15 protein-coding genes and 1 tRNA gene are annotated in these 17,645 nt (G+C 60.6%); 13 read left to right on the top strand and 3 right to left on the bottom strand.

The window, feature by feature from the left end; translation table 11 throughout:
- The first annotated feature begins 12 nt into the window (after nt 1-12).
- From ACROHD_RS02205 to ACROHD_RS02145, 13 genes are all read left to right on the top strand, one after another.
- On the top strand, nt 13-540 hold the full coding sequence (locus ACROHD_RS02205; protein ID WP_432675660.1) for a TRAP transporter small permease: 528 nt from the start codon (nt 13-15) through the stop codon (nt 538-540).
- Entirely contained in the window at nt 540-1,901 is a 1,362-nt protein-coding gene (locus tag ACROHD_RS02200; protein ID WP_432675658.1) for a TRAP transporter large permease, read from the top strand. Before ACROHD_RS02205 ends, ACROHD_RS02200 begins: the two co-directional genes overlap by 1 nt.
- 20 nt (nt 1,902-1,921) lie before the next feature.
- The gene (locus ACROHD_RS02195) at nt 1,922-3,361 is read left to right on the top strand and encodes an aldehyde dehydrogenase family protein (protein ID WP_432675657.1); all 1,440 of its coding nucleotides are present in this window, start codon (nt 1,922-1,924) and stop codon (nt 3,359-3,361) included.
- Nucleotides 3,358-4,179: a glutathione S-transferase family protein gene (locus ACROHD_RS02190; protein ID WP_432675655.1), complete on the top strand. Its 822-nt coding sequence runs from the start codon at nt 3,358-3,360 to the stop codon at nt 4,177-4,179. The genes ACROHD_RS02195 and ACROHD_RS02190 overlap by 4 nt, the downstream gene beginning before the upstream one ends.
- Nucleotides 4,180-4,194: 15 nt before the next feature.
- Nucleotides 4,195-4,950: an SDR family NAD(P)-dependent oxidoreductase gene (locus ACROHD_RS02185; RefSeq protein WP_432675653.1), complete on the top strand. Its 756-nt coding sequence runs from the start codon at nt 4,195-4,197 to the stop codon at nt 4,948-4,950.
- A 3-nt stretch (nt 4,951-4,953) separates the two neighbouring features.
- Nucleotides 4,954-5,433, top strand: a complete 480-nt coding sequence (locus tag ACROHD_RS02180) for a cupin domain-containing protein (protein ID WP_432675651.1) — start codon at nt 4,954-4,956, stop codon at nt 5,431-5,433.
- 4 nt (nt 5,434-5,437) lie between these two features.
- Nucleotides 5,438-7,105, top strand: a complete 1,668-nt coding sequence (locus ACROHD_RS02175; protein WP_432675649.1) for a sulfatase-like hydrolase/transferase — start codon at nt 5,438-5,440, stop codon at nt 7,103-7,105.
- Nucleotides 7,102-9,195, top strand: a complete 2,094-nt coding sequence (locus ACROHD_RS02170; protein ID WP_432675648.1) for a TRAP transporter permease — start codon at nt 7,102-7,104, stop codon at nt 9,193-9,195. The genes ACROHD_RS02175 and ACROHD_RS02170 overlap by 4 nt, the downstream gene beginning before the upstream one ends.
- 17 nt (nt 9,196-9,212) lie before the next feature.
- Nucleotides 9,213-10,193, top strand: a complete 981-nt coding sequence (locus tag ACROHD_RS02165; RefSeq protein WP_432675647.1) for a TAXI family TRAP transporter solute-binding subunit — start codon at nt 9,213-9,215, stop codon at nt 10,191-10,193.
- 88 nt (nt 10,194-10,281) lie between these two features.
- The gene (locus ACROHD_RS02160; protein ID WP_432675646.1) at nt 10,282-11,463 is read left to right on the top strand and encodes an OsmC family protein; all 1,182 of its coding nucleotides are present in this window, start codon (nt 10,282-10,284) and stop codon (nt 11,461-11,463) included.
- A gap of 584 nt (nt 11,464-12,047) precedes the next feature.
- On the top strand, nt 12,048-12,311 hold the full coding sequence (locus ACROHD_RS02155; protein ID WP_432675644.1) for a DUF3489 domain-containing protein: 264 nt from the start codon (nt 12,048-12,050) through the stop codon (nt 12,309-12,311).
- Nucleotides 12,312-12,343: 32 nt separating this feature from the next.
- Nucleotides 12,344-12,721, top strand: coding sequence for a DUF2924 domain-containing protein (locus tag ACROHD_RS02150; RefSeq protein ID WP_432675642.1), 378 nt, complete (start codon nt 12,344-12,346; stop codon nt 12,719-12,721).
- The gene (locus tag ACROHD_RS02145; RefSeq protein ID WP_432675640.1) at nt 12,721-14,349 is read left to right on the top strand and encodes a recombinase family protein; all 1,629 of its coding nucleotides are present in this window, start codon (nt 12,721-12,723) and stop codon (nt 14,347-14,349) included. Before ACROHD_RS02150 ends, ACROHD_RS02145 begins: the two co-directional genes overlap by 1 nt.
- A gap of 182 nt (nt 14,350-14,531) precedes the next feature.
- Here ACROHD_RS02145 and ACROHD_RS02140 read toward each other — a convergent pair.
- The 3 genes from ACROHD_RS02140 to ACROHD_RS02130 form a co-directional block, all read right to left on the bottom strand.
- Nucleotides 14,532-14,606, bottom strand: a tRNA-Gln gene (locus ACROHD_RS02140).
- A 74-nt stretch (nt 14,607-14,680) separates the two neighbouring features.
- Nucleotides 14,681-16,003 (bottom strand): mechanosensitive ion channel domain-containing protein, encoded by a 1,323-nt coding sequence (locus ACROHD_RS02135; RefSeq protein ID WP_432675639.1) that lies wholly within the window; start codon nt 16,001-16,003, stop codon nt 14,681-14,683.
- A gap of 129 nt (nt 16,004-16,132) precedes the next feature.
- Complete coding sequence (locus ACROHD_RS02130) at nt 16,133-17,629, bottom strand: phosphomannomutase/phosphoglucomutase (protein ID WP_432675637.1); 1,497 nt, start codon at nt 17,627-17,629, stop codon at nt 16,133-16,135.
- Between the last annotated feature and the right edge of the window lie 16 nt (nt 17,630-17,645).

Raw genomic sequence — 17,645 nt, 5'->3', positions numbered from 1 at the left:
GAGGATTTCGACATGCCGACACGGCCTGCATTCCTGCGCCGCTTTGACCGCACGCTCAGAGCAATCACCCTGATCGCCGGTGGCGTTACTCTTACCGCGATGACCGGGCTCAGCGTGTTCAACGTCCTGATCATGCGCAAGGGGCTGAACGCGCCGATCCAGGGGGCCGAGGATATTCTCATTCTTATGCTTGTTGTCGTTGTGGCCATCTCGATCCCCTTCGGGGCGCGGGCTGGGGCGCATATCGAGATCGAGATGCTCGAACCCGTTATGTCCCCGATGATCGCGCGGGTTTCGCTAGTCCTGATGAAGATGCTTGGCTTCGCGTTGTTGGTCGTGATGGCATGGCGGCTTTGGGAATCCGGGACTGCGGCGGAGCGTTTCGGGGAAACCACGCAGCAACTGCTGATTTCCTATGAACCGTTTTACTACGTGCTCGCGGTTTCGATTGGTCTCTACGCCATCGTTCTGCTGATTGAGATCGGTCTTCTTCTGACCGGGCGGGATCTCGGGCACCACAGCCTCGGAGGCGATGTCTGATGATCAGCATGACGCTTCTCGGGGTGCTGGGGCTGATTGCTCTGTTCACCCTCCTGTTCCTGCGGATGCCGGTGGCGATTGCCATGCTATCCGTGGGCTTCGTCGGCACGATCCTGGCCAACGCCAACAAGTTCCTGCTGCTCGGGATGCCCTCTGAACAGGCCTGGGCGCGCGGCTGGCGCGTGGCTTTCTCCAATCTCTCGGGCGAAACCTTCGAGGCCGCATCGAATTACAACCTCCTGGTCATTCCGATGTTCGTTCTGATGGGCAATCTGGCCGGCGTGTCGGGCATGTCGAACGATCTGTTCGCAGCTGCCTATCGCTGGATGGGGCATCTGCGCGGCGGGCTGGCCTCGGCCACCATCGCAGCCTGCGCGGGCTTCGCAGCGCTGTCGGGATCTTCGCTGGCCTCTGCCGTCACGATGGGGCGCGTCGCGCTGCCGGAAATGAAGCGCTACAAGTACTCGGACAGTCTGGCCACGGGGTCGGTCGCGGCGGGCGGCACGCTTGGCTTCCTGATCCCGCCATCGGGCGGCATGATCATCTACGCGGTGCTGACCGAACAAAGCATCGGACGGCTCTTCATGGCGGGTGTCTTCCCCGGCATCATCCTGACGCTTCTCTTCATCGGCGCGATCTACTTTGTCGTGGGGCGAAAGCCCGAAGCTGGTCCTCCCGGTCCGCGGTCGGGCAAGGCTGAGAGGATGGCCGCCCTGCTGCGCGCTACCCCCATTGTCGGCGTGGTGCTGATCACCATCGGCGGCATGTATACCGGCTTCTTCACCCCGGTTGAGGCATCGTCCGTCGGCGCATTCTTCACTTTCGTCGTGGCCGCCTGGCGCCGGTCCCTGAACCTACAGGCCATCCGCGAGGTGGTCCTGCAGACGATGAGCGCAACCTCCACCGTCTTCCTGATCATCATCGGTGCCTTCGTCTTCATCCCGTTCATGTCGCTGACGGAGCTGCCGGGCCAGCTGGTTACGATCCTTACGTCCCTTCCCATTGGCGACGTCGGGGTGCTGCTGGTCATCATCCTCGCCTACATGTTCCTGGGCATGTTCCTGGAAAGCATGGCGATGCTGGTCCTGACCATTCCGGTGGTGATCCCCATTGCCATCGGGCTCGACTGGGATCTGATCTGGTTCGGCATCATCGTGGTGATCGTTCTGGAAATGGGCATGATCAGCCCACCCGTCGGCATCAATGTCTTCATCGTGAAATCCATCGCACCCGAGGTGCCGATGGGGCAGATCTTCCGCGGCATCTGGCCCTTCTGGTTTGCCATGGTGATCATGATCGTCCTTCTCATCCTTTTCCCGCAGATCGCGCTTTATCTGCCCCAGACCATTGTCGGCGCATAGCGAGCAACAGGAGCTGTTTCATGGATACGGAAACCAACACTAGAACGATTCAGCATTTCATCGGGGGTGACTGGGTCGATGCCGAGAGTGGAGAGACTTTCAAGGTTCTCAATCCGCTTGACGACAGTCTATATGCGCACGCAGCCAAGGGGACTGGTGGAGACATGCGCAAGGCGGTGGCCGCCGCGAAGTCTGCCTTTTCGACCTATCGGGACACCACGCCGGCAGAGCGGGAACGCTGGCTGCTCAGGGTCGCCGAGATCATGGAACAGCGGCAGAAAGAGCTGGTCGATTGCCTGATCGACGAGATTGGCTCGCCCCTGCAGAAAGCCATGTTCGAGTTCACGAAGGGCCTGACCATGGTGCGCGCCGCTGCCGGCATGTGCCGCAATGTACGTGGCGAAACGATCCCCTCGGACCGGCCCGGCACCTTTTCGATGTCGATCCGGGAACCCCTTGGTGTCGTGGCTGTCATCACGCCCTTTAACGTGCCGCTGATCAAGACCACCCGGCTTGTCGCCAATGCGCTGGCTGTCGGGAACACTGTCGTGCATCTGCCCTCGGAGATGGCCCCGCATCTGAGCGTGATCTTCGCCGAGATCGTGGCAGAGGCCGGCTTTCCGGCGGGCGCCTACAACGTGGTCACCGGCATGGGCGCCGAGATCGGGGATGACCTGACCGGCCACGAGGATGTCAGCTTCGTCACCTTCACCGGATCTTCGGTCGTGGGGCAGCACATCAACGAAATCTGCGCGAGGAACAAGACCCCCAACACGCTGGAGCTGGGGGGAAAGAGCCCGACGATCGTTCTGGCGGATGCGGACCTGGACAAGGTTATGCCGCTTGCCGCGCGCTCGATCTTCATGTTCGCGGGACAGGCCTGTATCGGGTCGAGCCGGTTTTACGTTGAACGCCCGCTCTATGATGAGTTCGTCAAACGCTTCGCCATGATTGCGGGCAAGGTAGGCATGGGCGATCTGCGCGATCCGAACACGGTGATCGCGCCGATCATCTCGGACCGCCAGCGCGCCCGTGTGCGCGACCACATCGCCGATGCCGTCGCCAAGGGCGCGACCGTCGTTGCCGGCGGCGAATGGGAGGGCAACCGCTGCCAGCCCACGCTGCTGACCGGGGTCAGTGAAGAGATGACGGTCTGCAGATCCGAGACCTTCGGCCCCGTCACCTCGATCTACCCGATCGACAGCTATGAAGAGGGGCTGAAGAAGGCCAACGACACCGAGTACGGCCTCAGTTCCGCGATCTTCACCAGGGATATCGACAAGGCGTTTCACTTCGCCAAGCATATTGGCGCGGGCATGTGCCACATCAACGGTCCCACCATCCATGACGAGGCGCATGTGCCCTTTGGTGGCAACGGGGAATCCGGCGTCGGCCGCGAAGGCACCGATGCGGACATGGAAGCAATGACAGAATTGAAATGGGTTACGGTGCAGCTATGACTTTCACTCTCTATCACCACGGGTCTTCCGTCTGTGCCGCCAAGGTTCGCTTTGCCATGGCCGAAAAGGGCTTGGATTGGGAGGGTGTCTATATCGACATCCTCAAGGGCGAACAGTTCGATCCCGAATACCAGAAACTGAATCCGAAATCGGTGGTTCCGACGCTGGTACATGATGACAAGGTGATCACGGACTCGACCGTGATCTGCGAGTACGTGGACCGGATTGCACCCGAGACCAGCCTTCACCCGGATGATCCCTATCTCTATGCGCAGGTCCGCTACTGGACCAAGGCGGTGGACGAAGATCTGCATCCGGCCTGCGGCGCAGTCACCTTCGTCTGTTCGCATCGCCATACCGTTGCGCGCAACCTTGGGCCGGAGGGCGTGAAGAAGTTCCTGGAATCCACGCCGGAATTCTCGGTGACAGCGGATTGGAATACTAAGAAGCAGATCTTCGTCCGTGACGGGTTCGATGCGCCCGAGGCGCCGATCAAGATCCGTCTCTACGACAGCTATCTGAAGAAGATGAATGAAGCCCTGTCCGATGGACGCGACTGGCTGGTTGGTGATGCGATGACCATCGCCGACGTGGCCATGACGCCTTACGTCAACCGGCTGGCGATGATGTCCATGCGCGGCATGTGGGAGGGCGGGCGTTTCCCGCATCTGGAGGCGTGGTTCGCCCGGATCGAGGCGTTGCCCAATTTCAAGGGCTGTCTGCTGGACTGGGTGCCGGAAGATCTGACCAACGATCTGCGCAACAACGGGGCGATGAGTTGGCCCGAAGTTGCGAATATTCTCGAAATCGAAATCTGAGTGGAGGAAGAGCCCATGGGCCGTTTGGATGGAAAGACCGCAGTAATCACCGGGGCCGCGCGCGGGATTGGCGCCGTTATGGCCAAGCGCATGGCCGAGGAAGGCGCCAATGTCGTCGTGACGGATGTGCTGGATACGGCCGCAACGGTTGACGCGATCAAGGCGGATGGCGGCAAGGCCATGGGGCTGAGCGTCAACATCACCTCGGATGATGACCTCGCCGCCATGGTCGAAGCCACCGAGACGGAATTTGGCAGCCTGGATATCCTGGTCAACAACGCGTCGATCTTTGCCGCGCTGGAACCTAAGCCCTTCCTCATGATCGACAATGACGAGTTCGACAAGGTCATGACCGTCAACGCCCGTGGTGTGCATCAGGCCACCAAGGCCGTGGTTCCCGCGATGATGCGGGCCGGTGGCGGAAAGATCGTCAACATCGCATCGGGCACGTTCTACTATGGTCCTCCGGGCCTCAGCCACTACACCGCCTCCAAGGGCGCCGTGATCGCGCTGACCCGCTGCCACGGGCGCGAACTGGGCGACAAGAACATCCAGGTGAACGCCATCGCCCCCGGCCTGACTGAGAGCGAGGCGCTGCAGGGCCATACCGGATTCGACCCGGCGCGTGCGCCGACGGTCGCCTCCCGCTCGATCAAGCGCGACATGCTGCCCGAGGATCTGCTGGGATCGCTGATGTACCTGATAACGCCCGACAGCGACTTCGTCACCGGCCAGACGCTGAACGTCGATGGTGGCAAGGTGAATCTCTGAGCGATGTCAAAGCGGTATTCCTACGTGCCCCCGCAAGGTGGCCCCAACTACGACTGGTCTGCGGATCATACCTTCGTGAAGGTTTCAGCCGCGGACACAGGTGGGCAGTACACGCTGATGGAGGACAACCTGAAAGCCAATTTCAGGTTGGGCCTCCACCTGCATCGCCACCATGCGGAGACCTTCTACATCCTGGAGGGATCCGTCGACTTCCACGTCGACGGTGACTGGATGACCGCCACGCCCGGCACCTGCCTGCACATCCCCCCCGGTGTTCCCCACGCCTGCGTGCTGGCTGATGGCTGCGAGGCAGGGCGGATGCTGATGATCTACCAGCCATCGGGCTTCGATCAGTTTCTGGCGGAACTGGCCACGATGAGCGAAGCGGACTTCGAAGACGAAGGAAGAATGGCCGCGCTCAACGACAAATACGACATCGTCAATATCGGCCCGGTCCCGGACCGCGCCCCGGCGGAGGGCTGATCGAATGGCCGGACACCGCAACATCCTCTTCATCATGTGTGATCAACTGCGGTGGGACTATCTGTCCTGCGCCGGCCACAAAACCCTGCACACATCGAACCTGGATGCCCTTGCAGCGCGGGGTGTCCGGTTCTCGAACGCCTATTGCAACTCCCCGATCTGTGGGCCGAGCAGGATGAGCTTCTACACCGGGCGCTACGTCTCCACCCATGGGGCCACCGCCAATTTCGTGCCGCTCCGTATTGGCGAACGCAATATCGGTGATCATCTGAAACCGCTTGGGGTTCGCCCTGTCCTTGTGGGCAAGACTCATATGATGCCGGATCGCGACGGGATGGCGCGTCTCGGGATCGACCCGAAAAGTGAGATCGGCCTGCATCACCGCGAAGCCGGGTTTGAACCGTTCGAGAGGGACGACGGTATCTATCCTGACCGCATGATGAAGATGATGAAGGGCCAGCCACGCTATAACGACTACCTGCGTGCGAAGGGACATGAAGGCGGCAATCCCTGGCACTGGGCTGCAAATGCCGTGGATACGCCCGAAGGGGTGCGTTCAGGGTTCTTCAACGACATCGCCGACAGGCCAGCGCGCGTGTCGGAGGAGGATTCCGAGACCCCCTATATGACCCGGCGGGCGATGGAGTTCATGGCCGAAGATGACGGGAAGGCACCCTGGCTGCTGCACCTTTCCTATATCAAGCCGCACTGGCCCTATATCGCGCCTGCGCCCTATCACGACATGTATGGCCCCGACGACGTGCAGGACCCGGTGCGCGCCGAAGCTGAACTGATTGATACCAACCCGTTGATGAAACATTTCATCGACCGGATCGCTGGGCAGACCTTCAGCCGGGAGGAGGCGATCCGCAAGGTCGTACCGACCTACATGGGGCTGATCAAGCAGATCGACGATCAGCTTGGGATTCTCTTTGCCTTTATGGAAGAACGGGGTCTGCTGGAAAACACGACCATCGTCTTCACCTCGGATCACGGTGATTATCTCGGCGATCACTGGATGGGCGACAAGGAGTATTTCCACGACGCGTCGGTCAAGATCCCGTTGATCATTGCCGATCCGGATCCGGCCATGGATGCCACGCGCGGAACCGTGTCGGACGCGCTGGTGCAGGGGATCGACCTGTTGCCGACCTTCATCGATCATTTCGGCGGCACCCCGCCCGAGCATCTGCTGGACGGCGTGTCGCTGAGGCCGCTGCTGACCGGCGAGGCGCAGGACGTGAATGGCGCCGTCTTCAGCGAACTGGACTATCACCAGCAGGTCTTCGCCCCCGCGATCGGGCGAGGCCCGCGCGATTGCCGGATCTACATGGTGGCCACGAAAGAGTGGAAGTACATCCACGCCCCCGGTTTTGATCCGGTTCTGTTCGATCTGAAGAACGACGTCGAGGAACTACACGATCTGGGACCGTCACCGGATCATGCAGATATCCGAGAAACCATGCACCGGTATCTGGCCGATTGGTCACTGACCTACCGTCAGCGCGAGACCTACGATGCCGCCGCCGCCGCGCGCTTTACCGCGTTTGAGGAAAAGGCGGGTGTGCTGATCGGCTATTGGGACGAGGCGGACATGATCGATCCGCAAAATGCGCCCGATCCCGATCAGCAACCTGACATCGAGCCGAAGCAGGGATCGGGGATGCCATGACAGAGAAAGCTCTCGAAAGACGGGTCGCAAATTTCGTGGCCTTCGCCTTCACGATGGTGATCATCATCTATGCGGCCTCGGGCCCGGTATCGGAACTGGTGCGGTGGATTATCGAAACCACCACGCCCGGTTTCGAGGAACTCTCGCGCCGAGATCAGCGCATCCTGATGCGGGAGCATTGGCTGGGGGCCGCGTTCAAGGCGTTCGAGCGGAGCTTTCTGCTGCCGACCGGGTTGATCCTCGGCCTACCATTGCTCTTTGCCTTCTCCATTTCGCTGCTGACATTGCCCCTGAGATGGCGCTGGCTGAACTGGGCGCTGACGGCTCTGTCGACCATCGTTTTGCTGATCTGGGTTACCAAGCTTCTGGCCGTCGATACAGGCGCCTTGCCCTCTGCGCGCGGTGTGGATTTCGGGCTGTTCCCGCTGGCCACGGCTATTGTCCTGTACCTGACATGGCGGCAGTTCGGCGGATTCATCGTCGGCTTCTGCCTGTTCTGGATCATCTATTTCTTCACACGCGGCGTTCTGCCCGAATGGACGGGCATCTTTGCCGGATCCGAGTCGTCATTCAGCCAGTCGATGCGATCCATGGTGCTGAATTTCTGGTCCCAGACCGGGGGTATGTTCGGCCAGCCGCTGCAGGTGGTTTCAGGCAATGTGCTGATCTTCATCGTCTTTGGCGCGGTTCTGATGGCATCCGGGGCTGGGGACTTGCTGATGAAGATCGCAAACCGGATGACGGGGCGGTTCACCGGCGGTGCAGCCCATGCCGCAGTTGCGTCCTCCGCCCTTTTCGGGACGCTCAGCGGTGCGGCGATTTCCAACGTGGTCTCGACCGGCGTCATGACGATCCCGGTGATCAAGCGCTCGGGCTTCAAGCCTGCCTTTGCCGGCGCGGTTGAGGCGGCGGCCTCGACCGGCGGGCAGGTCATGCCGCCCGTCATGGGCGTCGTGGCCTTCTTTGTCGCCGGTCAGATCGGGCTGGAATACCGCTACATCGTGATCGCGGCCATCGTTCCCGCGATCTTCTACTATCTAGGCACATTCCTGACCGTCTATTTCGAGGCGCGCCGTCAGGGCGTAGGTCCGCTACCCGCCGAGGAGTGTCCGCGCCTGACACGGCAGGAACGGGTGCAGACCCTCGTCTTCATTCTGCCACTGGGGGTGTTGAGCTACTTCCTGTTCGAGCAGCCCTCGGTGCAGAAGGCCGGGTTCTATGGCTTCGTGACCGCCGGCATCTGTGCCCTGGTCCTGTTTCGGGGATTCCGCTCCTGGGACAAGATCTATCGCGCACTGGCGGACGCCGGGCGCATGTCCGCCTCCATCGTTGTCATCGTCGCTGCGATTGGTCTGATCGTCGGGCTCATCCAGGTTTCGGGCTTCTCTGGCCGGCTGTCGCTGATGTTGGCCCAACTGGCGGCCGGGCCACTTTTCACCACGCTGCTGATCGTGGCCTTCGGTGCCATTGTGCTTGGCATGGGGCTGCCGCCCGGGGCGACCTATTTCATCATCGTCATCGCGTTGTCCTCGGGCATCGACGCCGTGGGGATTGCGCCGCTGACGCTGCATCTCTTCGTCGTGTTCTTCGCCGTGATCTCCACCGTCACGCCACCCGTGGCGCTGGCGGCCTTTGCGGCGGCTCCCATCGCGGGGGCCAATCCGATGCAGACGGGATTGCAGGCAGCCAGGCTTTCGCTGGCGGGGTTCCTGATCCCCTTCGTCTTCGTTTATCACCCGGCAGTCCTCTACAAGTTGCAGGTCTTGTTCGAATGGTTCGGCGGAGATCTGCCAGATTCACGCGCCATGGTCGATATCACGACGGTCGGCTGGGGAGAGTTCTTCTGGATCCTTGCTGCTTTCACGCTGGCGATGTGGCTGCTCGCCTCGGCTCTGACGGGCTTCGAGAAAAACAGGCTGCATCTGTTTGAACGCCTGATGCGCGTCATCGTTGGACTAACCGTTCTCGTGCCGAACATGGCTCTCGCCATTCCGGCCTTCTTCGCTGGTGTTGGACTTGTCGTCCTGCACCGGTTCCTGGGGGGTGAACCTTCGCCGATAGATCAGGCGGCATCCCCCGAAGCGTCATGACACTGGGAGGAATAATCATGCGCAAACTAGCAACGGCCGCTTGTTCGGCCATCGTTCTGGCCGGAGCGGTCCAGGCCCAGGAGGAAACGACACTCCGAATGGCGACGATCGCTCCGAGCCTGAGTGCGGCCATCACCATGGCTACATTCGCCAATGTCGTCACCGATAATCTTGATGGCGTCTCGATCGAGGTCTCGGGCGGCGGTGCCGCGACCCTTCATATGATGGAGGTCGCACGCGGCAACCTGGACATGTCGATGACCAATCCCGTTGTTTGGAACCTGATGGCAAATGGTCGGGCGATGTATTCCGGCGAACCCGACGCCCCGGCGCTTTCGGAAAACCTTCAGCTTCTGATGCTCTATCCCTACGGCCAGTATCACTTTGCCGTCCGCGCAGACAGCGACATCCAGGTTCTTGACGATCTGGAAGGTGCGTCGGTCTTCCTGGGCCCCCAAGGCGGCGGAGCGTTCAGCGCGGCAAACGCCTGGGTCGAGGCCACCACCGGCCTTGTCGCCGGCGAAGATTACGAGGCCATCACCGCGAACTGGCAGACAGGTTTCCAGGCCTTTCTGGATGGCATGATCGACGTCTACGTAAACGGTTGTCTCGATCCCTGTGGGCAGTTCATTCAGTTTACCGAAACCGAGGAAATTCGCTTCATCGGCCCGGAAAGCCATGAAGGTGAAGCAGTTACCGAGGCGCTCGGGCCGTTCCGCTTCCGCGAAGAAATTGCTGCCGGTCTCTATGACGGACAGCGCAACGAAACTGCGGTGATGTCATTCAATGCCGTGGTCGGCATCGGCATCCGCGCGGATCTCGACGAAGAGATCGTATACCAGATCACACGGGCATTCTGGGACAACGTTGATCAGATCACCTCGGACGCTCCCTGGGTGGATGCATTGGATGTGGCCTTCGCGCCAGCCAACATCGGGCGCATGACCCTGCACCCCGGCGCAGCACGCTACTACCGCGAAGTCGGTGTGCTGGACTAACCGGACCGGCGCCGGGTTCGCCCGGCGCCTTTCCCACAATTGGATTTGGCCGGTTATCGGCTAAGAAAACGAACGGACTGAACACGCTATGGCCAGGATCGGCGACAACATTATTGGTAGCAGTGGCCTGCCGCCCTTCTTCAAGCTGGCGAATGCCGATGAGGTTTCCATCGACGCGCCGGAAAACCGCAAGGGCGATGCCTTGCGCACCTGGGTCCGGGCCCTGAGCGGGTTCCAGAAAGAGGCGCTGGTCAGGTCAGCCAAAACCGGCGACACGTGGCGGCTGGTCTCGGACGAGGGGCCCTATCTCAACGGCCATGACGCCGCGCCCTGTCCGCTGGCGTTCCTGTCCACCGGCATGGTGGCGAGCTTCATGAACGAGATCCTGGCGCTGGCCGACCGGCAGGGCGTCGAGATCCGCAAACTCAAGCTCATCCAGGACAACTACTACACCATGAAGGGCTCGATGCCGAAGCGCACCATGGTGGGCGGGGCCGAGAACATTGAACTGACCGTCGAGATCGACTGCGACCTGGATGACGCGGCGCTTAACGAATTCCTCATCAATGCCACCTATGCTTCGCCCCTGAACGGGCTGATGCGTGGCCAGCTTGAAAGCCTGTTCAAGCTGGGAAAGAACGGCACGGAACTGCCGACCGCGAAGGTGGCCGAGCTGGACGCGCCACTCTTCCCCGATCCCGGCGATCACTTCGCCAGGTCCACGCCGGAAGCGGGTGGCCTGACCCTGATGGAGCCTGTTGGGCTGACCCCGAAGAAAGAGGTTGCCAAGGGCACCGCAACCGCGGGCTCGTCGCTGTCGGAGGAACAGGACCGGCGGCTCAATATCGGGGCGGTGGCGGTTCTGCGAGAGGACGGGATCAAGGAGATCCAGCAGATGCAGTATTCGCCCTATGGCACGTCCTTCCGCTTCCTGTCGTCGGAAGACGGCCGCGCGCCCGATGCCAATACGCTGATCTCTGCGGGCATCGGCTTCTGCTTCATGACCCAGTTCGGGCGCTTCGTGTCGATGCTGAAACTGGATCTGCCCGACTATCGCATCGTGCAGGATACGCATTTCTCGCTCGGCGGCGCGTCGGGCGGTACCGGCAAGGCCGGCGAGGCCGACCCGATCGAGACCCATGTCTATCTGGAAACCGGCGAGAGCGATGAAACCGCGCAGGAGATGCTCGATATCAGCGAACAGACCTGTTTCTTGCATGCTTTCTGCCGGACCGACCTGAAAACCAGGCTAAAGGTAGTGAGGGTGTGAGCCAGGATGGGTTGTTGTATGGAACGGTCATTCACCATTCTCAATATCGTCCGTGAGCTTGGTTTGGAAGATTTCTTCGGCGCACAACCGATCCCCTGATTGGGTGTCTGTTTCGGGCCGGTACCTCTGCTCTTCTCGATCGCTTAAAGATCGAGAAGTCCCCAACTCGGATATCGAGGCCCGAAAGCTCGCTTCACCTTGAACGAACGACTGCTTTTCGCGTCGCAGCGTAGCCGATGGCTCCGTTTGGTAACCTTGCTGCAGCTACGAAAGCTACGACTTGATCACTTTCTGTATGGACTCGGAGCCGCCATGCGGTGGTGCAGAGAACCACACACTTTTGGGGGCCACCTGAATGTCAGTTCTCGGCGTGGGCGCCTGATCAGCTCGCTCGCGCGGCGAATTCACACTATCCGCCCGAGGTGTTGGGCGTAGCTTCCGGCCCCAAACCGCAATAACCACTGGACTTCTGTGCGTGGCGGAGCGGTACTGACCACGTGATATGAAGTATGTCGCCCGGGCGGTCCGGGCTCCACTCAGTACAGGGCGAAGGACTGGCCTTTGCCCGCAGAGTGGAGAGACCGATGACTGTATCAAGCCCAACACCGCAGCAGACCAACAGATCAAAACCGGTTACCAGGAAACCGACACGCCAGGCGCAGTTGCGCCAGCTGTTGAGCCGCAAGTCCGGCGCAACAATCGCGCAGATCCAGAAGGCCTTTGGCTGGCAGCCCCACACAGTGCGGGCCGCGATATCCTCGCAGCGTAAAGCAGGCTGCGTGATCGCCCGCAGTGATACCGACACCGGATCGGTGTATCGGATTGTCGACGAAGGTTGTGATCCATGAACCCCGGTAGCTCAGATAAGCTGGCAAACCAGATGGCGGAGATCGCGGCGCTCGATCGAGCTGAATGTCTTGATCGCTGGAGAGCGGCCTTCGGTCGGCCACCGCCCAAATATCTCTCGCCGCAGTTTATGAGGCGTGTGCTGATCTGGGAGATGCAGAACAAAGCGCTGGGCGGTGTCTCGGCCAAAACCACCCGCCGCCTGAAGCAGATCGCAGCCGGAAAATCAGTACCGGCCAGCGCCACACCGGGATCGCATCTGGTTCGGGAATGGAATGGGCGTACCTATCAGGTTGAAGTGATCGACGGCGGCTACGTCATGGATGGCAAATCCTGGCGCTCACTGTCGGCCATCGCCAAACACATCACGGGTGCGCACTGGTCTGGTCCGCGCTTCTTCGGGGTTCAGTGATGCGCCGGATCCGATGTGCCATCTATACCCGGAAAAGCTCCGAAGACGGGCTGGAGCAGGACTTCAACTCGCTCGATGCGCAGCGCGAGGCCTGTGAGGCCTATGTCGCCAGTCAGAAACACGAGGGCTGGGAGCTGCTTCCGGACCGCTATGATGATGGCGGGATCTCGGGCGGGCACCTCGATAGACCATCCTTGCAGCGGCTGATGCAGGCGGTGGACGAGAAACGCGTTGATCAGATCGTCGTCTACAAGATCGACCGGCTCACCCGATCCCTTGCTGATTTTGCCAAGCTGGTGGAGCGACTGGATCAGGCCGAAGCGTCTTTTGTATCGGTCACCCAGTCGTTCAATACTGCGACCAGTATGGGGCGGCTCACGCTCAATGTGCTTCTCAGCTTTGCGCAATTTGAACGGGAGGTGACGGCAGAACGCATCCGGGACAAGATCGCGGCCTCGAAACGCAAAGGCCTGTGGATGGGCGGAAATGTCCCGCTTGGATACCAGGCAGATGGGCGGACACTGAAATTTCACGAGGACGAGGCGGCAACGATCACGACGCTATACGATCTGTATCTCGACCTTGGCATCATTCGAGAGGTGAAGGAGCGTGCTGAGGATCTTGGCCTCAGGTCACGCCGGCGGGTGCGTGGGGCGGGGCGTGTATCCGGCGGCAAGCCATTTGATCGCGGGCACATCCATCACATCCTGAGCAATCCGATCTACGCGGGGCGCATCCGCCACAAGGGACAGGTATTCGAGGGGCAGCACCCGGCGATCATCGAACCGGCCCTCTGGGAGCAAGTTCAGCAAATACTGGCGGAGGAAGCTCAGAAGGCTCGCGGCACATCGCGAAAAGCCAAACAATCATTGCTGGCTGGCAAGCTCTTTGACGAAACCGGCGACCGGTTGACACCCAGTCACAGCCGGAAGAACGGCAAGCGCCTTCGCTACTACATCTCCCACAGGCTTGTGAAAGATCGGAGCAAAAAGCACCCGGACGCCTGGCGGCTGCCCGCGGAGCAACTGGAGGGACTGATTGCCGATCTGCTCAGAGACCATCTGCAGCGCCACGATTGTACAGCGCGGCTGATCCGGGATCTGTCCGCATCAGAGGTTTCTGCAAAATCAGAGAGATTGCATGCCATCGGGCAACCAAAGCACTGTCTGGGTTTGGTTGAACGGGCCGACCTGATCCCCGGAACGCTGACAGTCCGTTTGAACCAAGGCGAACTCGCCCGCGCCCTAGACTGTGATGCAGGCCGGATCAACACAGATGAACTGGTCCTCACGTCGCCGTTCCGGATGCGCCGACGCGGGGTCGAGCTGAAGCTGCATCTGGGGGATTCCCCACCTGAGATCGACCGGACGCTCGTCCAAAACATCGTCAAGGCGCAGCGGTGGATGGCGATGATCATCGAAGGAGTACCCTTCTCGGAGATCGCTCAGGCTGAGGGCACGTCAAAACGTCGGGTGCAGGATGTTGTTGATCTCGCGCTGCTCGCGCCAGACGTTCTCGACGCCATCTCTATCGGACAGCAGCCCGATGGCCTGACGTCCGACTATCTCATCAAGTCGGGCATACCGGCTTCATGGGCAGAACAGCGTGAGCAGTTCGCGAACCTGTAAACCGAAACGCCCCACAACTCCTCAAACTCGTACCGTCGGAATCGCAAACAGAGACTGCGGCCAGAAATCGGCTAGACCTGCGCGCGTACTCGAGTCTCTCCAAGAAACCCGTCGTGCCAAGCCACGGAAAGCACGGCACTATCTGCACCGAATCAAGACTAGTCTGAATATGGGTAAGTACTTGGCTGGGGTGGTAGGATTCGAACCTACGGTACACGGTACCAAAAACCGCTGCCTTACCGCTTGGCTACACCCCAACCGTGACGCGCTAGTTACGCCGCCCGCCGCGCGGGATCAAGACCCTTAGGGCAAAAAAACAGTCCCGTTTCGACTATTCCTGCGGGGCCTCTCGGGTCAGAAGATCATCATGCGCCGTTTCCGCTCGTTCGGCGTCCACAATGCGTTGCAATTCCTGCATATCCTCCGCGTGGACCGGCATGGCAACAACGGGCGCGACCTCGTCCAGAGCATCGCCGGGGGCTTTGGCGCTTCGAGCCGGGGCGGGCCGAATCGTGGAATCGGTGATCAGACGATAGGTGGGTTCGGGCAGGGTGATTCCGGCCTCTTCCAGCCGCGCCTTGGCCAGCCGGATCGCCTCACCCCGCGCCATGAACAGGCCGGTTTCATGCTGCTTGACCCATCCGGCGGCGGTGATGGTGATATTGCTGTCACCAACTTCTTCGACCCAAGTCGACGGGCCAGGGGTTTTCAGAAGATAGGGCAGTTCGCTCAACGCCCCCAGAATGATCTCCTGCGCCTCGGCGATATCGGCGTTTGCGTCCACGCCGAGCGTGAAGGTGAAGCGACGTTCATCGTTGCGGGTGTAGTTCACGATCCGGGAACTGAAGACCTTGGAGTTCGGTATGCGGATATGGTTACCATCTGGTGACAGCAGGATCGTGGCGCGGCTGGTCAGCCGGATGACATGGCCAGTGTCTCCCTCGATTTCCACCAGATCCTTGGGTCGGAACGGTTGACGCATGGACAGCATGATGGAGGCGATGAAGTTCTCCACCGTGTCGCGAACCGCGAAGCCTATGGCAAGGCCGACGATCCCGGCTGCCCCCAGAATGGTGGACAAAAGCGCCGTGAGGTTCAACAAATCAAGGGCCAGAACAATGCCAAGAACGACGAAGAACAACCGCACAATCTGGCGGTAGATATCTGCGATGAAGGCATTGGGCGCGATCCGGTCCCATGGGTTCTTCATGCGGGCAATCATGTAGCCGGCCCAGGCCACTAGCAGCCCGGCCAAAAACGCCACCATCAGCAGGGGCAGGAAGGCAATGGTCTGCTCCAGCCTATTCCAGAGCCGCTCAACAGCAGGGGTCAGGCGTTCCACGACGTCGGTCGTCTCCGTGACTTCGTTCTCAATTGCCACGACGCCTTCCACGCGTGCGACAAGCCCGGTCAGCGCCTCAGCTGTGGCGGCATCCAGCGTGGTTCCGCGCAGGGTGACGATGCCATCCGAGACATAGACGGCGACGTTTTCATACCCGTCGAGCTGGTGAATGATCTCGCGGATACGCACGGCGATGGCGGCATCCTGCTGAACGGAATTTTCGACTGATATTGTGGTATCAGGCTGGGTTGCCTCCTGCGCATGGACCGCCAGAGGCAAGGCGAAGCAAAGCAGGATCAAAAATAGGCGCATGGCATGTCTCGAAGAAATAAAGGCTGCCGAAAGCGTAATGTGCTTCGGCAGCCCAATAAAGCGTGACATTGCGGCGGGGCGGGCGAAAATCCTTGCAAGGATCTTGCAAGATCCTTCCCCGCGCCCCTGTCAGATCGTCTGGTCGTAGTCACCGACGCCGGGTTCGGTGCGGATCACGGCATCAAGATCGTGGAAAATCGCGCGCAGTTCCGCCTCGCTCTCGGGGCTTTCGCAGACAACCACCAGGTTGGGCGTGTTGGACGAGGCGCGGACGAGGCCCCAGCCACCGTTTTCAAGCATCACCCGTGCGCCGTTCACCGTGACCACATCGACGATCTTTTGCCCGCCGAGCGATCCGCCTTCAGCGTGGCGTGCGACCAGCTTCTCCACCAACCGCTCCAGGACACCGTATTTCTCGGTATCCGCGCACCAGGGTGACATGGTGGGCGAGGAATAGGTCACTGGCAGTGCCCGGCGCAGATCGGCCATCGACATGTCGGGGTTGCGATCCAGCAGTTTGCAGATCTCCACAGCAACGCGCATGCCGCAGTCGTATCCACGTCCAATGGGTTCCGCCAGGAAGTAGTGCCCAGATTTCTCGAACCCTGCCAGCGCGCCCAGTTCATGTACCCGGCGTTTCATGTGGCTGTGCCCTGTCTTCCAGTAGTCGGCTTTGACGCCATGTGCCTTCAGCTCCGGGTCAGAGGCATAGAGGCCGGTGGATTTTACATCCGCCACGAAGGTCGATCCCGGGTATAGCTTGGCCAGATCACGGGCCATGATCACGCCCACCTTGTCGGCAAAGATCTCCTCACCTTCGTTATCGACAACGCCACAGCGGTCGCCGTCCCCGTCAAAACCAAGCGCCAGATCGGCGCCGCTGTCCTTCACCGTGGCGGACATGTCGTGCAGCATCTCCATCGCCTCGGGGTTGGGGTTGTAATGCGGGAAGGTGTAATCGAGCGCGTTGTGGGAGGGGACAACTTCGACCCCCAACCGCTCGAACAACTCGGGCGCAAAGGCCGAAGCGGTGCCGTTCCCCGTTGCACAGACAACGCGCAGTTTGCGGGTCATCTTGAAGTCGCCCACGAGGTCATCGAGATATGCCTCACGCACGCCTTCAACGAATTCATAGCCGCCACCGGGCCGCGCCACGCCTTCACCGCCCAATACGATATCGCGCAGGCGGGCCATTTCCACCGGGCCATGTGTCAGCGGGCGCTGAAAGCCCATCTTGACCCCGGTCCAGCCATTGGGGTTGTGGCTGGCCGTCACCATCGCCACGGCGGGCGCATCCAGATGGAACTGGGCGAAATAAGCCATGGGCGAAAGGGCGGGGCCAATATCCTTGACCTGAACACCCGCCTGCATCAGCCCGAGGATCAGCGCATTCTTCACCGACAGCGAATAGTCGCGGTAGTCATTGCCAACGGCGATGACCGGCTCGATCCCTGCTTCGTGCATCTGGGTGCCAAGACCAAGCCCAAGCGCGGTGATGCCCGGCAGGTTGATCTCATCAGGGAATTTCCAGCGGGCATCGTATTCGCGAAAACCCGTGGGTGCGATCATCGGGTCTCGCAGAAAGGCCCAGGTGTTCTGGGTGACGTCGGAATGGGGTTTGGTCATGGAAAACTCCTAAAAG

Origin of the sequence: Nioella aestuarii (genome assembly GCF_050896395.1) — a bacterium.
Taxonomy (GTDB): Bacteria; Pseudomonadota; Alphaproteobacteria; order Rhodobacterales; family Rhodobacteraceae; genus Nioella; species Nioella aestuarii.
This window is presented reverse-complemented; position numbering and strand designations above follow the sequence as displayed.

What these genes read in the sequence shown, in the direction of transcription:
- ACROHD_RS02145 (WP_432675640.1), top strand. Translation starts at nt 12,721, where the DNA reads ATGCGCCGGATCCGATGTGCCATCTATACCCGGAAAAGCTCCGAAGAC.
- ACROHD_RS02205 (WP_432675660.1), top strand. Translation starts at nt 13, where the DNA reads ATGCCGACACGGCCTGCATTCCTGCGCCGCTTTGACCGCACGCTCAGA.
- ACROHD_RS02185 (WP_432675653.1), top strand. Translation starts at nt 4,195, where the DNA reads ATGGGCCGTTTGGATGGAAAGACCGCAGTAATCACCGGGGCCGCGCGC.
- ACROHD_RS02175 (WP_432675649.1), top strand. Translation starts at nt 5,438, where the DNA reads ATGGCCGGACACCGCAACATCCTCTTCATCATGTGTGATCAACTGCGG.
- ACROHD_RS02150 (WP_432675642.1), top strand. Translation starts at nt 12,344, where the DNA reads ATGGCGGAGATCGCGGCGCTCGATCGAGCTGAATGTCTTGATCGCTGG.
- ACROHD_RS02130 (WP_432675637.1), bottom strand. Translation starts at nt 17,629, where the DNA reads ATGACCAAACCCCATTCCGACGTCACCCAGAACACCTGGGCCTTTCTG.
- ACROHD_RS02165 (WP_432675647.1), top strand. Translation starts at nt 9,213, where the DNA reads ATGCGCAAACTAGCAACGGCCGCTTGTTCGGCCATCGTTCTGGCCGGA.
- ACROHD_RS02160 (WP_432675646.1), top strand. Translation starts at nt 10,282, where the DNA reads ATGGCCAGGATCGGCGACAACATTATTGGTAGCAGTGGCCTGCCGCCC.
- ACROHD_RS02155 (WP_432675644.1), top strand. Translation starts at nt 12,048, where the DNA reads ATGACTGTATCAAGCCCAACACCGCAGCAGACCAACAGATCAAAACCG.
- ACROHD_RS02200 (WP_432675658.1), top strand. Translation starts at nt 540, where the DNA reads ATGATCAGCATGACGCTTCTCGGGGTGCTGGGGCTGATTGCTCTGTTC.
- ACROHD_RS02135 (WP_432675639.1), bottom strand. Translation starts at nt 16,003, where the DNA reads ATGCGCCTATTTTTGATCCTGCTTTGCTTCGCCTTGCCTCTGGCGGTC.
- ACROHD_RS02195 (WP_432675657.1), top strand. Translation starts at nt 1,922, where the DNA reads ATGGATACGGAAACCAACACTAGAACGATTCAGCATTTCATCGGGGGT.
- ACROHD_RS02190 (WP_432675655.1), top strand. Translation starts at nt 3,358, where the DNA reads ATGACTTTCACTCTCTATCACCACGGGTCTTCCGTCTGTGCCGCCAAG.
- ACROHD_RS02180 (WP_432675651.1), top strand. Translation starts at nt 4,954, where the DNA reads ATGTCAAAGCGGTATTCCTACGTGCCCCCGCAAGGTGGCCCCAACTAC.
- ACROHD_RS02170 (WP_432675648.1), top strand. Translation starts at nt 7,102, where the DNA reads ATGACAGAGAAAGCTCTCGAAAGACGGGTCGCAAATTTCGTGGCCTTC.